Raw genomic sequence first — 13,688 nt, 5'->3', positions numbered from 1 at the left:
GAGCGATGAGAATTGCAAAGGCCGTCTTCATCCGTCCGGACGATAACACGGTATATGGAACACTGGCGGTCGCGCTGTCGCTGTTCGTCTTTGCCTATTCCGCACGGCTCGGCCCCCTGTCGATCCTCGTCTACTATGGGCTGTGGCTTCCGCTCGTGCTCATGGATTACCGCCGCGTCCTCGGCAACTATCTGCGCTTCGTCTGGATCTTCGGCTTTGCGGCCTTCTGCTTCCTCTCGGTGTTCTGGTCTCCGGCACCGGGCGTATCCATGCGCACGGCGATCCAGTATCTCACCCATATCGTCTGCGCGCTGATTGCCATGCGCACGCTCTCGACCGCGACCCTGACGCGGGGCGCCGTGGTCGGATGCGGCATCGTGCTCGTCTATTCCCTGCTGTTCGGCGTCTATCACTACGACCCGCTGGATGGCACCTACAGCTTCGTCGGCGCCTTTGCCTCGAAGAACCAGCTTGGCTTCTTTGCCTCGCTCGGCCTGCTGTTCACCTATGCCGGCGTGATGATCACCGGTTTTCGCCGGCTGTGGCTTGGGGCGGCCGCCGGCACGGCCGCACTGTCGGCCTACAGCCTGCTTGCCTCGCAATCCGCCACCTCGGTGCTGACCACGCTGGCCGTCATTGCGCTCTGTATCGGGCTGCAGGTGCTGGGCAAGCTTGCGCCGCGCCAGCGCAAGATCGTGTTTGCGGCGGGCCTGGTGCTGGTGGCAATCGGGGCCAATGCGGCTCTCGCGTTTGGTGCGATGGATGCCGTTCTCGGCGCCTTCGGCAAGGATTCGACGCTCACAGGCCGCACCTATCTGTGGCAGCAGGGCATCGAGGCAGCCCGACAGTCACCGATCGCCGGCATCGGCTACCAGGGCTACTGGGTGCAGGGCTTTCCGGAGGCGGAACGGCTGTGGGAAGAATTCTACATCGCCTCCCGCAGCGGCTTCCATTTCCATGACACCTATATCGAGACCATGGTGGAAACCGGCGTGATCGGCACGGTTCTCCTCAGCCTCATCCTGCTGACCGGCCTGTTCGGGCATCTGAAGCGCGTGCTGCATGACGACGACAACCCGGAAGCGCTTGTGATGTTTGCAATCCTGGCGCTGCTCTTGGTGCGCTCCTTCGTGGAAATCGACATCATGCACCCCTACCATGTGGGGTCCTTCCTCTTTTATTTCGCCGCCGGCAAGCTGACGCTGAAACCGCACCGCGCCGTCGATCCCGGCCAGCAGGTGCTGGCCTGGCCGGTGCCGAGACCGCATCTGGCCTGACACCCGGGCCGGCTCGCACAAGCCCATCATCTTCGACGACAGCACAAGTGGAACAGCGGCAATGAAGACGCTCTACGGCATTCAGTATCTTCGCGCGATCGCAGCCCTTGCGGTCGTTCTTTTTCACGCCGCCGAACGGTCCGGCGAGAACTTCGCCATCGGTGCCGCCGGCGTCGATGTGTTCTTCGTCGTCAGCGGCTTCATCATGATGGTGATCAGCCACAACCGGCAGCAGACACCGGCGAGCTTCCTACGCGAACGCATTCTTCGCATCGTGCCGAGCTACTGGATCGTCACCAGCATCATGGTTTTCGGCGGTGCGCTCGGTCTCTTTCCCAATCTCGTGCTGGACCTGCCGCATCTGATCGGTTCCTATTTCTTCCTGCCCGTGCCCTCGCCCAATGGCGGTGCGCTCTGGCCTGTCCTGGTGCAGGGCTGGACACTGAATTACGAGATGTTCTTCTATCTGGCCTTTGCCGCAACGCTGCTTCTGCCGGAGGGACGACGGCTTGCAGCGCTCGCCCTCCTGTTTGGCCTGCTCGTTGCAACCGGGCTCATGATCGATGCGCCGGGCGAACCCCTGCTGTTCTACACCCAGCCGATCCTGCTGGAATTCCTGGCGGGCGCGGTGATCGGCCGGCTGTGGCTTGGAGGCCAGGTGCCGCGCACGGAAACAGGCCTGATGCTGATTGCCGGCGCGGTGCTTGCCTTTGCGGCGATCTATCTCACCAACATGGATTTCAGCACGGCAATCTGCGCGCCGCTGGCCATCGCACTCGTCCTCGGCGTGCTGGCGCTGGAAAAGGGCGAGGCACTGCCGCCACTGCCGGGGCTCGCCTATCTCGGCGATGCCTCCTATTCCATCTATCTCTGGCATACGCTTGCCATTTCCGTGGTGCTGAAGATCGGTCTGGCGCTTTCGCTTCCGGCCCCTCTGATCGCCTGGATCGGCGCGCTTGCCGGCACCTTGCTCGGCATTCTCTGCTATGAGGGACTGGAACGGCCTCTGCAGCACTTCATCAAGCACCGGCGTCTCGTGATCCGTCGCCCACGCCGGCAGCCGGCGGAATAACCTTCAACCATTTCCTCAGCGACGTGGAACGCCCTCTGCGGTCAGGTCGAAGTGATCGAGAATGATCTGAAGATTGCGGCGGTGGGATTTGAAATAGAGGTCGAACAGATCGCCCGCCAGCGGCACGCTGCCGAACACCGCATCGGTACCGATATTGGCCAGCATCTCCATCTGCTTGCGGGCAGGAAGTCCGAGCCGGCGCGCCTCGTTGAGGATGACGAGACCGACGAGCGCCCCGCCGGCATCTCCCACCACAGGCACGAGGCCGAGAACGAAATCGGCGCCGAAACGGATGTTCGTCCCCGGAATCCGGACGGCGGTATCCATCAGCCGCGCCACCCGGGCAAGCCGCGCAAGCCGGCGCATGGCGCCGTCATCGAGGATCGTCCGCCGCGCGGCGGCTGCACCCATGTCCGTCGTTCTGGCCATGCGTCACCTCCCCTGAGGGCCATGCCGACCCCGGGGCACCAACGCAGACGACAGATGGCGGTTCCCCCTTGAGCGCGAAGAACGGCGGATGCGATCAGGTCACCGCACCGACCTGCCAGGGCACGAACTCGTTGTCACCGTAATCATAGATCTCGCTCAGCGTCTTCTGGCCGGACGCCACCGCAATCACATGCTCGAAGATGCGCTCGCCGGACTGCTCGATCGTCTCGTCACCGGTGACGATGCCGCCGCAGTTCAGATCCATGTCCTCCTTCATGTGCTCGTACATGTCGGAATTGGTGGCGATCTTGATGCAGGGGGCGGGCTTGAAGCCGGAGACGGAGCCGCGCCCGGTGGTGAAGCAGATCACGTTGCAGCCACCGGCGACCTGTCCGGTGACGGCGACCGGATCATAACCCGGCGTATCCATGAACACGAAACCCTGCTCGGTCACCGTCTCGGCAAACTCGTAGACCGCCTTCAACGGCATGGAGCCTCCCTTGGCGACGGCACCGAGCGACTTTTCGAGAATGGTGGTGAGGCCGCCGAGCTTGTTGCCATGCGAGGGGTTGTTGTTCAGTTCGTCGCCATTGCGGGCGGTATAATCGCGCCACCAGTCAATGCGGTCGAGCAGCTTCTGGGCCACCGCCGGCGTCACGGCACGGCGGGTGAGCAGATGTTCGGCGCCATAGATTTCCGGCGTCTCCGAAAGCACGGTCGTGCCGCCATGGCGCACGATGAGATCGGAGGCATGGCCGAGCGCCGGATTGGCGGAAATGCCGGAATAGCCGTCCGACCCGCCGCATTCCAGCGCAAGCTTCAGCCGGGAGAGCGGCTGCGGCGTGCGGCGTGCGGTATTTACCGCCGGCAGCATGTCCTTGATGGCAGCGATTGCGGCATCGATCGTCTTCTTCGTGCCGCCATGCTGCTGGATGGTCATGGTGCGCAGCCGGTCGCCCTCTTCCATCTTGTAGTGCTCGAGGATGGGCGCGATCTGGTTCGTCTCGCAGCCGAGGCCGATCATCAGGATGCCGCCGAAATTCGGATGGCGGGCATAGCCCTGGATGGTGCGGATCAGCAGCCGGTAGCCTTCGGAACGGTTGTTGAGCGCGCAACCGCCGCCATGCGTCAGCGCCACCACGCCGTCGATGTTTTCGAAACCGTCGAGCCCGCCCAGGCGGTTGAAATAGTCGGCGATGTAGCGGGAGACGGTGGCGGAACAGTTCACCGAGGAAATGATGCCGATATAGTTGCGGGTGCCGGCGCCGCCGATGCCGCGATCATAGCCGAGGAAGGTGCGCCGCTCCGCCTCCGGCACCATGCCGTGTTCCTCGATGTCCACACAGAACTGGTGTTCGTGCTCGGAGGGGAGCATGGCGAGGTTGTGCAGGTGGACATGCTCGCCGGCTGCGATGTCCCTGGTGGCAAGGCCGATGATCTGACCGTATTTCTTCACCTCACGCCCGGATGCGATGGGCCGGAGCGCCACCTTGTGGCCGCGGCCGATCAGATCGCGCGCCACGAGGTCGCCATAGCCGGTCGGGCTGCCGGCGGGAATGGAGCGGCGGGCCACCGCCACGTCATCGGCCACGTTCAGCACGATCACCGGGGAAATTGTCTCGTTCATCTGTTCCTCCTCCCTGGAGGGTCTTTCGCGTTCAAGGGAAAACCCCGCTCCTATCGGGGCTCGCTGTCCAGCCAGCGGCGCTTGGATTCCTCCAGATGCGCGCGCATCATCGCCTGGGCCAGAAGCGCATCGCGCGCCTCCAGAGCCTCCAGGATGGCCTCGTGTTCGGCAAGCGCCAGGCTCCAGGTGTCCGGCGTCTCGAAATGCTCGCGCAACTGGGTGGACAGCGGGCTGTGCCGGTCGTCGAACAGTTCGCCAACCAGCCGCTGCAGCACGCCGTTGCCGGACTGGGCGGCGATTGTCAGGTGAAATTGCCGGTCCTGCTCCACCGGCTTGCGGCCTTCGGCAATCTCGGTGCGCATCGCATCCAGCACCTGCCGCAGCGCGCGCAGCGTGTCCGGCTGCATGCGGGCGGCCGCCATCAGGATGACGGTGCCTTCCACTGCCGCGCGGGCCTGCATCAGCTCGACCGGGCTTTCGCCGATCGACACCGGGCTCTGCGGCCGACGCTCGGACGTCGCCACCACATAGATGCCGGAGCCCATGCGGATCTCGACGGTGCCGTCGATCTCAAGCGCGATCAGCGCCTCGCGCAGCGACGGGCGCGACACCCCCAGCTGCTGGGCAAGCTCGCGCTCCGCCGGCAGCCGCTGGCCGAGCCGGAAATGACCACTCTGGATGAGGCTGCGGATCTGGTCCGCCACCTGCTGATAGAGCCGCCGCTCCGTTGTCCTGATCCCGCTCATCACCTGCGCCATATTCTCCATTGGCCTTACCATAGGGGCTCGGCAGGAAACTGGCAAGACCAATGATTTTTTATTGATATCATGGCTTTATGTAATTGACTGACGAAATATGATCGGAACTCGCCGAAATTGGCTTGACCAGTTTGGCCAGACCGCCTACCACTAATGCCCATCGGCCGCCAGGTGGAGCTGGAGCGGCCATGCGCAAACTTGCGCAGGGAGGAAACTTCATGCAGACCGGTCAGGCCACGCATGGCGGGACAGGCGCGCCCACTGCCGAAAGGCGACGCGCAACGGAGCAAGGCAGCGAGACGCTGCTGAGCCTCACCGACATCCGCAAGGAATTCCCGAGCGTCGTGGCGCTTGCCGATGTCAGCTTCGACCTCAAGCGCGGCGAAGTCCATGCGGTCTGCGGCGAAAACGGCGCCGGCAAATCCACGCTGATGAAGATCATCAGCGGTGTCTATACCCCAACCTCCGGCCGCATCACCTACAAGGGTGTCGAGCGGCAGTTCGCCTCACCGCTTGAGGCCGAGCAACTCGGCATCGCCATCATTCACCAGGAACTCAATCTGGTGCCGCACCTGACGGTGGCGGAAAACATCTATCTGGCCCGCGAACCGCGCCGCGGCTTCCTGGTCGACCGCCGGAAACTGAAGGCGGATGCCAAGGCCTGCCTCGACCGGCTGGGCGTTGCGATCTCTCCGGACCGGCTGGTGCGCGAGCTTTCGGTCGCCCAGTGCCAGATGGTGGAAATCGCCAAGGCGCTGTCGCTCAACGCCGAAGTGCTGATCATGGACGAACCCACCTCCTCGCTGACCGAGCAGGAAACGCGCCTGCTGTTCAAGGTCATGCACGATCTGAAGCGGGAGGGCGTCGGCATCGTCTATATCTCGCATCGCCTCGATGAGATGGCGGAGATCGTCGACCGCGTCACCGTGCTGCGCGACGGTCGCTATGTGGCAACCGATGCCTTTGCCGACACCAGCATCGACCAGATCGTCGCCCGCATGGTCGGCCGCTCGCTGGAGGAAAAATTTCCCGAGCGCACGGCGCAGCCGACCGATGAGGTGATCTTCAGCGCCGAGAACCTGACGCGACGCGGCGTGTTCAGCAATGTCAGCTTCAGCCTCAGGCGCGGCGAAATCCTCGGCTTTGCCGGGCTGATGGGCGCCGGACGCACGGAGGTGGCGCGCGCCATCTTTGGCGCCGATCCGCTGGATGCCGGACGGGTCACCCTGGAAGGCCGGGGGCTTTCGATCCGCAATCCGCGCGATGCGATCGATGCGGGGCTTGCCTATCTGTCGGAAGACCGCAAGGCGCAGGGGCTCGCCATCAAGATGCCCGTCGATGCCAACATGACGCTGGCGAACCTCAAGGCGCTGTCGAGCCGCCTCGGCCTCATCGATTTCGACCGCCACGCTCGCGTCACGCAGGACTATGTGGACCTGCTCAGCATCAAGACGCCGTCGATCCGCCAGCCGGTGCGGCTTTTGTCCGGCGGCAACCAGCAGAAGATCATCATCGGCAAATGGCTGTTCCGCAAATCGAAGGTGATGTTCTTCGACGAACCGACGCGCGGCATCGATGTCGGCGCGAAATTCGCGATCTACAAGATCATGGACGAGTTGGCCCGCGAGGGCATCGGCGTCATCCTGATCAGCTCCGAACTGCCGGAAATCTTAGGCATGACCGACCGCGTCGCCGTGTTCCACAATGGCCGCGTGACGGGCGTGCTGGAAACGGCGCGCACCAGCCAGGAGGAGATCATGCGCTATGCCTCTGGCTTCGGCCCCACCCAGCACTGACATGCCGACTGCGAGGACGATGATGACAGCCCCCAAGGAACCAAACAGCGCTCGCCTCAGCGACCGCCAGAAGGACGTGATCCAGAAATTCGCCGCCCTCGGCAGCCTTTTCGTGCTGATCGTCGTCTTCTCGCTGACCAGCAATGCCTTCTTCACCGTCAACAACGGCATGACGATTGCGCTGCAGGTCACCTCGATCGCCCTGCTCGGCATCGGCGCGACCTGCGTGATCATCACCGGCGGCATCGATCTGTCGGTCGGCTCCGTGCTGGCGCTGGCAGGCGTCGTCGCGGCCCTTCTCGTCAAGGAGGCCGGCTTTCCGGTCTGGCTCGGCATGCTGGGCGGCATTCTCACAGGCTCGCTCTGCGGCGTGGTGAACGGCATCCTGATCACCCGCATGAAGCTGCCGCCCTTCATCGCCACGCTCGGCATGATGCTGATCGCCCGCGGCGTGGCGCTGCAGATCACTGGCGCGCGCGCCGTCTCCGGCCTTGGCGAAAGCTTCGGCGAACTTGGCAATGGCGCGCTCCTGCGCATCATCACCATCGGCGACGACGGCTTCCCGACCGTGGTGTTTCCCGGCATTCCCTATCCGGTGATCCTGATGGTGGTGATCGCGCTCGCCGTCTCCTTCATGCTGAACCGCTCGATCCTCGGCCGCCATATCTATGCGGTCGGCTCGAATGTGGATGCGGCGCGTCTCTCCGGCGTCAACGTCACCCGCGTCACCAGCTTCACCTATATCCTGTCCGGCACGCTGGCCGGGCTGACGGGCTGCGTGCTGATGTCGCGCCTCGTCACGGGCCAGCCGAACGAAGGCGTGATGTACGAACTCGATGCCATCGCCAGTGCCGTGATCGGCGGCACCTCGCTGATCGGCGGCGTCGGCACCATTTCCGGCACGGCCATCGGCGCCTTCGTCATCGGCATCTTGCGCAACGGTCTCAACATGAACGGCGTCTCCGCCTTCACGCAGCAAATCATCATCGGTCTCGTCATTCTGGTCACCGTGTGGATCGACCAGCTGCGCAATCGCCGATGAGGACGGGGGCGGACCCTTTTCCGCAAACACCAAGGGGAGTGGGAGCTCCCGGGAGGCGGCCCGCCAGGGCCACTTCATTTCAGGAGGATGGACAATGAAGAAAATCGCATCTGCCTTGCTGGCATCGGCATTCATGATCTGCGCCGCCTCGGTGTCGGCGCAGGCGGCGGAAATCGCCGTGATCGTCAAGACCGTCAACTCGACCTTCTGGCAGAACGTGCAGAAAGGTGCTGATGCGGCGATCAAGGAGGTCGGCGGCGGCAACACCATGACCTTCCAGGGCCCGGCCGCCGAATCCGCCATCGCCGATCAGGTCAACATGGTGGAAAATGCCGTCAACCGCGGCGTCGCCGGCATCGTACTGGCCCCGTCCGATCCGGACGCGCTGGTTCCGGCCGTGAAGAAGGCCTGGGAAGCCCGCATTCCGGTCGTCATCATCGACTCCATGCTCGCCAAGGGTGCCGAGCAATATTACCAGTCCTTCCTCGCCACCGATAACCGCAAGGCGGGCGAACTGGCCGCCAAGGCGCTGATCGACAAGGTGGGCAAGGAAGGCAAGATCGCCGTGATGTCTTATGTGGCAGGCGCCGGCTCGGAAATCGGCCGCGTCGGTGGCTTCACCGATTACATCAAGGCCAATTCCAAGCTCCAGATCGTCGGTCCCTTCTACTCGCAGTCGCAGATGGCGACCGCGCTGAACCAGACGACCGACGTTCTGGCCGCCAATGCCGATCTCAAGGGCATCTTCGGCGCCAACGAGCCGACCGCCATCGGCATGGGCCGCGCACTGAAGGAATCCGGCAAGGCCGGCAAGGTCGCGGCCGTCGGCTTCGACGGCAATCAGGATCTCCAGGGCTTCGTCAAGGACGGCACGCTTGCCGCCATCGCCGTGCAGGGCTCCTTCCAGATGGGCGAACTCGGCGTGAAGACGCTCTCGAAGATCCTGAAGAAGGAAAAGGTCGAGAAGTTCGTCGATACCGGCGTCGTCGTCGTCACCAAGGAAAACATCGACAAGCCGGAAGCCAAGAACGTTCTCTACTGATCGCAATCCATCGCGCGCGGCCTCTTTGGGTCGCGCGCCCTTTCCCCCCAATGCACGAGACAGATGACATGAAGGCCGCCGATATCCGCACCCACGCCCGCACCGGGGTTTCCCTTACCAGCATGGGACTGGGCTGTGCCCAGATGGGCAATCTCTACCGCGTGACATCCTATGCGGAATCCGAAGGCGCCTTCCGGGCCTCGTGGGAGGCCGGCATCCGCTATTTCGATACGGCCCCCTTCTACGGTTTCACCCGCTCCGAGCGTCGGCTCGGCACCATGCTGACCGATCTCCCCCGCACCGATTATGTCGTCAGCACCAAGGTCGGCCGCGTGATGACGCCGGATGAAAGCGTGGGCGCCGAAGAAGACAGCTATGTGCAGCCCCTGCCCTTCCGCCCGGTCTACGACTACACCCATGACGGCGTGATGCGCTCTTTCGAGGCCAGCCAGCAACGCCTCGGCATTCTGAAACCGGACATTCTCTATGTGCACGACATCGGCAGCGTGACCCATGGCGAACGCCACGCCCATTACTGGCAGCAGTTGACCGAAGGCGGCGGCTTCCGCGCGCTGACCCGGTTGCGGGAAGAAGGCCTGACGCGCGCCATCGGCCTCGGCGTCAACGAATGGGAAATCATCCGCGATGCCATGCAGGTGGCCGATATCGACATCTGCATGCTGGCCGGTCGCTATACGCTGCTTGAGCAGCAGAGCCTTTCCTTCATGGATGACTGCGCAGGCCGCGGCGTCGGCATCGTCATCGCCGGCGCCTTCAATTCCGGCATTCTCGCCGGCAATCGCAAGTTCAACTACACCGATGCGCCTGCCGATGTGCTGGCCCGCGTTGATGCGCTGCGCGATGCCTGCGAGGCCGAAGGGGTGACGCTGCAGGCCGCCGCCCTGCAGTTTCCGCTCGCCCATCCGGCGGCCCTCACCATCGTCTCCGGCGCCCGCACGGCCGAGCAGCTGACGGCCAATGTCGGCTGGTTCGAGGAAAGCATTCCGGCCGCCTTCTGGGCGCGCCTCAAGGACAAGGGCCTGATTGCCGAAGGCGCGCCGGTTCCGGCTGCAGGAGCCTGAACATGCGGATCGATGCCCACCAGCATTTCTGGCGTCTCGCGGACCGGCCCGGCCAGTGGCCGCCGCCGGAGCTTGCGCCGATCTACCGCGATTTTGCGCCGGAGGATCTGCTGCCGCTGATGGCCGCCTGCGGCATCGACGGCACCGTGCTGGTGCAGACCATGGAGAGCGCAGCGGATACCGACTTCATGCTGGATCTTTCCGAACGCCATGCCTTCATCCGGGGCGTGGTCGGCTGGACGGACCTGAAGGCAGCCGATGCGCCGGCCGCCATCGAAAACCTGACCAGCCATCGAAAACTGAAAGGCCTGCGCCCGATGCTGCAGGGTCTTGCGGAGGAGGACTGGATTGTCGATCCGGCCCTTGCACCGGCCGTCGAGGCCATGGTGACCGCCGATCTTGCCTTCGATGCGCTGATCTTTCCAAAACATCTGCCGCATTTGCTGACCTTCGCACGGCGTCATCCGGCGCTTCGGATCGTCATCGACCACGGCGCCAAGCCGCTGATCGCCGAGGGCCATTTCAGCACCTGGCGGCAGGATATGGCCGCCCTTGCCGCCCTGCCGCAGATCTGCGTCAAGCTCTCAGGCCTGCTGACCGAAGCCGGCGACCAGAAGCCGCAGGCCGTGCGCCCCTATGCGGAAACGCTGCTGGAGCTTTTCGGCAGCGAACGCGTGATGTGGGGCAGCGACTGGCCGGTGGTGCGTCTCGCCGGCGATTATCAAGGCTGGTTCGAACAGGCCCGCGCCATCGTGCCGCAAGCCGATCACGCTGCCGTCTTCGGGGCCAATGCCGCCCGCTTCTATCGTCTGGAAAGGTAAGTAAATGCTGACTATCATCTGTGACGAGCCCGGCAGGTTGACGGCCATCGAACGGCCGAAGCCAACGCGTGCGACCGACGAGGTGCTGGTCCGGGTGCGCCGCGTCGGCGTCTGCGGCACCGACCTGCACATCTTCACCGGCAACCAGCCCTATCTCTCCTATCCGCGCGTGATGGGCCATGAACTGGCGGCAACGGTGGAAGAGGTTCCGGCGGGAAGCCGTCTCGTTCCCGGTTCGACGGTCTCGATCATTCCCTACATTTCCTGCGGCACCTGCGATGCCTGCCGCAAGGGCCGCACCAATTGCTGCCGCAATATCGGCGTGCTCGGCGTTCACCGCGATGGCGGCATGACCGGCTATCTCAGCCTGCCGGAACGCTTCCTGCTGCCGGCCGACGGCCTGTCGCTCGATCAGGCCGCCATGGTGGAGTTTCTGGCGATCGGCGCCCATGCCGTGGCACGTGCCGGCACGAAGGCGGGTGACAGCGTGCTGATCGCCGGGGCCGGCCCCATCGGCCTTGCGGTGGCCGTCTTCGCCAGGAAGGAGGGCGCCCTCGTGACGATGATCGACGGGCGCGAGGATCGCCTCGCCTTTGCCCGCGATCACCTCGGCATCGATGCCACCGTCCTGCTCGGCGAAGGCGACGTGGACCGGCTTTCGGCGCTGACCGACGGAAACTTCTTCGAGACGGTGTTCGATGCGACCGGCAATCCGAAGGCGATCGAGCGCGGTTTCCGCTTCGTCGCCCATGCCGGCACCTATGTGCTGGTCTCCATCGTCGCGAGCGACATCACCTTTTCCGATCCGGAATTCCACAAGCGCGAGACGACGCTGCTCGGCAGCCGCAACGCGACCGCCGCCGATTTCGAGCATGTGATGGCCGCCATGCGGGCGGGCCATGTGCCGGATGCGCTGGTGACGCACCGCATGGGGCTGGCCGAGGTACCGGACAAGTTCTCCGGCCTTCTCGACCCGGCGGCCGGCGTGGTGAAGGCGATGATCGAGGTTGCGTGACGCAACAACGGTCAGGGGGCACTGGTCAAGCGCCACCCAAGGCGGCAGCATGCGGCACGGCGCCGACAAGGGGCGCGCGAAGGACAAGAGCAGGGAGCAGACGAACATGGCAGATCTTCAGGGCAAGACGGTGCTGATCACCGCCGCCGGACAGGGCATTGGACGCGCGAGCGCGCTCGCCTTCGCCGAGGCCGGCTGCACGGTCCATGCCACGGACATCAACGAACAGGCGCTGGCGGAGCTGCCGAAGCGCGACAATCTGACGGTCGAGCGGCTGGACGTGCTGGACGAGGCGGCGGTGAAGGCCTCAGTCGCCCGCATCGGCGCCGTGGACATTCTGTTCAATTGCGCCGGCGTCGTGCATGGCGGCTCGATCCTCGAGATGAAGGACAGCGACCTTGATTTCGCCATGGACCTCAATGTCAAGGCGATGATCCGCACCATCCGGGCCGTACTGCCCGGCATGATCGAGCGAAAGGATGGCGCGATCATCAACATGTCCTCGGTTGCCTCCAGCATCAAGGGCGTGCCGAACCGCTTTGCCTATGGCGTCAGCAAGGCCGCCGTGATCGGTCTCACCAAGGCGGTCGCTGCCGATTACGTCGGCCACAACATCCGCTGCAACGCCATCTGCCCCGGCACCGTGGAAAGCCCCTCGCTGCAGGACCGCCTGCGCGCCCAGGGCGATTATGAAGCGGCACGCGCCGCCTTTATCGCCCGCCAGCCGATCGGACGGCTTGGCAGGCCGGAAGAAATCGCAGACCTTGCCGTGCATCTGGCCGGCGCGACCTACACCACCGGTCAGGCCATCGCCATCGATGGCGGCTGGACCATCTGACGCATTGATAGAAAAGGACACCCCCCATGAAACTGCTTCGTTACGGCGCACCCGGCGCGGAACGCCCCGCGCTTGTCGATGCCAGTGGCACGATCCGCGACCTGTCCGGCCATGTGGCCGATCTTGCGGGCGCAGCGCTTGACCCGGCAGCGCTCTCGAAACTGGCCGACCTCGATACTGCTTCGCTTCCGGCCGTCGCCGCTTCCGAGCGGCTTGGCCCCTGCGTTGCCGGCACGGGCAAGTTCATCTGCATCGGTCTCAACTATTCCGACCATGCCGCCGAATCCGGCATGGCGGTGCCGCCGGAGCCGGTCATCTTCATGAAGGCCAGCTCGGCGATCTGCGGCCCGAACGACGACGTGCTCATCCCGCGCGGCTCGGAAAAGACCGACTGGGAAGTCGAACTCGGCGTCGTGATCGGCAAGACGGCGAAATATGTCTCGGAAGCCGAGGCACTCGATTATGTCGCCGGCTACTGCGTGTCCCATGACGTCTCCGAGCGCGCCTTCCAGACGGAACGTTCCGGCCAGTGGACCAAGGGCAAGTCCTGCGACACCTTCGGTCCGATCGGCCCCTGGCTGGTGACGAAGGACGAGATCACCGATCCGCAGAACCTCGGCATGTGGCTGAAGGTGAACGGCGAGACGATGCAGAACGGCTCCACCGCCACCATGGTTTACGGCGTGGCCTTCCTCGTTTCCTATCTCAGCCAGTTCATGAGCCTGCATCCGGGCGACGTCATCTCCACCGGCACGCCTCCGGGCGTCGGCATGGGCATGAAGCCGCAGCGCTACCTGAAGCCCGGCGACGTGGTGGAACTCGGCATCGAGGGTCTCGGCACCCAGAAGCAGACCTTCCGCGCCGACGCCTGACCCCTTGCAAGACACAG

The 13,688-nt window shown here is 64.3% G+C and carries 13 protein-coding genes; 10 read left to right on the top strand and 3 right to left on the bottom strand.

Annotated features, from left to right (window positions below):
* Positions 1–5 precede the first annotated feature (5 nt).
* Positions 6–1,277 carry an O-antigen ligase gene (locus tag F3H95_RS04950; protein WP_149745145.1) on the top strand — a complete coding sequence of 424 codons (1,272 nt, stop codon included), beginning with the start codon at positions 6–8 and terminating at the stop codon, positions 1,275–1,277.
* 61 nt (positions 1,278–1,338) lie between these two features.
* A complete protein-coding gene (locus F3H95_RS04945; RefSeq protein ID WP_149745144.1) occupies positions 1,339–2,349 on the top strand; it encodes an acyltransferase in 1,011 nt (336 codons plus the stop codon).
* A 15-nt stretch (positions 2,350–2,364) separates the two neighbouring features.
* Here the strand turns inward: F3H95_RS04945 and F3H95_RS04940 are convergent, their stop codons facing one another.
* The 3 genes from F3H95_RS04940 to F3H95_RS04930 all read right to left on the bottom strand — a co-directional run bounded on the left by F3H95_RS04940 (position 2,365) and on the right by F3H95_RS04930 (position 5,151).
* Complete coding sequence (locus F3H95_RS04940) at positions 2,365–2,715, bottom strand: DUF4112 domain-containing protein (protein ID WP_244617928.1); 351 nt, start codon at positions 2,713–2,715, stop codon at positions 2,365–2,367.
* A gap of 157 nt (positions 2,716–2,872) precedes the next feature.
* Positions 2,873–4,405 carry an altronate dehydratase family protein gene (locus F3H95_RS04935; RefSeq protein WP_149745143.1) on the bottom strand — a complete coding sequence of 511 codons (1,533 nt, stop codon included), beginning with the start codon at positions 4,403–4,405 and terminating at the stop codon, positions 2,873–2,875.
* 50 nt (positions 4,406–4,455) lie between these two features.
* Positions 4,456–5,151: a FadR/GntR family transcriptional regulator gene (locus F3H95_RS04930; protein WP_143127067.1), complete on the bottom strand. Its 696-nt coding sequence runs from the start codon at positions 5,149–5,151 to the stop codon at positions 4,456–4,458.
* A gap of 200 nt (positions 5,152–5,351) precedes the next feature.
* On the opposite strand from F3H95_RS04930, the gene F3H95_RS04925 reads away from it, so the two are divergent.
* From F3H95_RS04925 to F3H95_RS04890, 8 genes are all read left to right on the top strand, one after another.
* Positions 5,352–6,959: a sugar ABC transporter ATP-binding protein gene (locus F3H95_RS04925; protein ID WP_244617889.1), complete on the top strand. Its 1,608-nt coding sequence runs from the start codon at positions 5,352–5,354 to the stop codon at positions 6,957–6,959.
* A gap of 22 nt (positions 6,960–6,981) precedes the next feature.
* Positions 6,982–8,001 (top strand): ABC transporter permease, encoded by a 1,020-nt coding sequence (locus tag F3H95_RS04920; RefSeq protein ID WP_244617888.1) that lies wholly within the window; start codon positions 6,982–6,984, stop codon positions 7,999–8,001.
* A 94-nt stretch (positions 8,002–8,095) separates the two neighbouring features.
* Entirely contained in the window at positions 8,096–9,043 is a 948-nt protein-coding gene (locus F3H95_RS04915; protein ID WP_143127064.1) for an ABC transporter substrate-binding protein, read from the top strand.
* A gap of 68 nt (positions 9,044–9,111) precedes the next feature.
* Positions 9,112–10,125, top strand: coding sequence for an aldo/keto reductase (locus F3H95_RS04910; RefSeq protein WP_149745141.1), 1,014 nt, complete (start codon positions 9,112–9,114; stop codon positions 10,123–10,125).
* Positions 10,126–10,127: 2 nt separating this feature from the next.
* Positions 10,128–10,946, top strand: a complete 819-nt coding sequence (locus F3H95_RS04905) for an amidohydrolase family protein (RefSeq protein WP_149745140.1) — start codon at positions 10,128–10,130, stop codon at positions 10,944–10,946.
* A 4-nt stretch (positions 10,947–10,950) separates the two neighbouring features.
* Entirely contained in the window at positions 10,951–11,961 is a 1,011-nt protein-coding gene (locus tag F3H95_RS04900) for a zinc-binding alcohol dehydrogenase family protein (protein ID WP_149745139.1), read from the top strand.
* A 106-nt stretch (positions 11,962–12,067) separates the two neighbouring features.
* Positions 12,068–12,799 (top strand): SDR family oxidoreductase, encoded by a 732-nt coding sequence (locus tag F3H95_RS04895; RefSeq protein ID WP_149745138.1) that lies wholly within the window; start codon positions 12,068–12,070, stop codon positions 12,797–12,799.
* 26 nt (positions 12,800–12,825) lie between these two features.
* Positions 12,826–13,671 carry a fumarylacetoacetate hydrolase family protein gene (locus F3H95_RS04890; protein WP_143127059.1) on the top strand — a complete coding sequence of 282 codons (846 nt, stop codon included), beginning with the start codon at positions 12,826–12,828 and terminating at the stop codon, positions 13,669–13,671.
* Positions 13,672–13,688 lie beyond the last annotated feature (17 nt).

Source organism: Rhizobium sp. RU35A (assembly GCF_900156005.1).
Classification (GTDB): Bacteria; Pseudomonadota; Alphaproteobacteria; order Rhizobiales; family Rhizobiaceae; genus Neorhizobium; species Neorhizobium straminoryzae.
Note: the sequence above shows the minus strand (reverse complement) of the source record. Positions and strands in the feature narration are given on the sequence as shown.

What these genes read in the sequence shown, in the direction of transcription:
- F3H95_RS04920 (WP_244617888.1), top strand. Translation starts at nt 6,982, where the DNA reads ATGACAGCCCCCAAGGAACCAAACAGCGCTCGCCTCAGCGACCGCCAG.
- F3H95_RS04895 (WP_149745138.1), top strand. Translation starts at nt 12,068, where the DNA reads ATGGCAGATCTTCAGGGCAAGACGGTGCTGATCACCGCCGCCGGACAG.
- F3H95_RS04910 (WP_149745141.1), top strand. Translation starts at nt 9,112, where the DNA reads ATGAAGGCCGCCGATATCCGCACCCACGCCCGCACCGGGGTTTCCCTT.
- F3H95_RS04935 (WP_149745143.1), bottom strand. Translation starts at nt 4,405, where the DNA reads ATGAACGAGACAATTTCCCCGGTGATCGTGCTGAACGTGGCCGATGAC.
- F3H95_RS04945 (WP_149745144.1), top strand. Translation starts at nt 1,339, where the DNA reads ATGAAGACGCTCTACGGCATTCAGTATCTTCGCGCGATCGCAGCCCTT.
- F3H95_RS04915 (WP_143127064.1), top strand. Translation starts at nt 8,096, where the DNA reads ATGAAGAAAATCGCATCTGCCTTGCTGGCATCGGCATTCATGATCTGC.
- F3H95_RS04930 (WP_143127067.1), bottom strand. Translation starts at nt 5,151, where the DNA reads ATGAGCGGGATCAGGACAACGGAGCGGCGGCTCTATCAGCAGGTGGCG.
- F3H95_RS04940 (WP_244617928.1), bottom strand. Translation starts at nt 2,715, where the DNA reads ATGCGCCGGCTTGCGCGGCTTGCCCGGGTGGCGCGGCTGATGGATACC.
- F3H95_RS04890 (WP_143127059.1), top strand. Translation starts at nt 12,826, where the DNA reads ATGAAACTGCTTCGTTACGGCGCACCCGGCGCGGAACGCCCCGCGCTT.
- F3H95_RS04900 (WP_149745139.1), top strand. Translation starts at nt 10,951, where the DNA reads ATGCTGACTATCATCTGTGACGAGCCCGGCAGGTTGACGGCCATCGAA.
- F3H95_RS04950 (WP_149745145.1), top strand. Translation starts at nt 6, where the DNA reads ATGAGAATTGCAAAGGCCGTCTTCATCCGTCCGGACGATAACACGGTA.
- F3H95_RS04905 (WP_149745140.1), top strand. Translation starts at nt 10,128, where the DNA reads ATGCGGATCGATGCCCACCAGCATTTCTGGCGTCTCGCGGACCGGCCC.
- F3H95_RS04925 (WP_244617889.1), top strand. Translation starts at nt 5,352, where the DNA reads ATGCGCAAACTTGCGCAGGGAGGAAACTTCATGCAGACCGGTCAGGCC.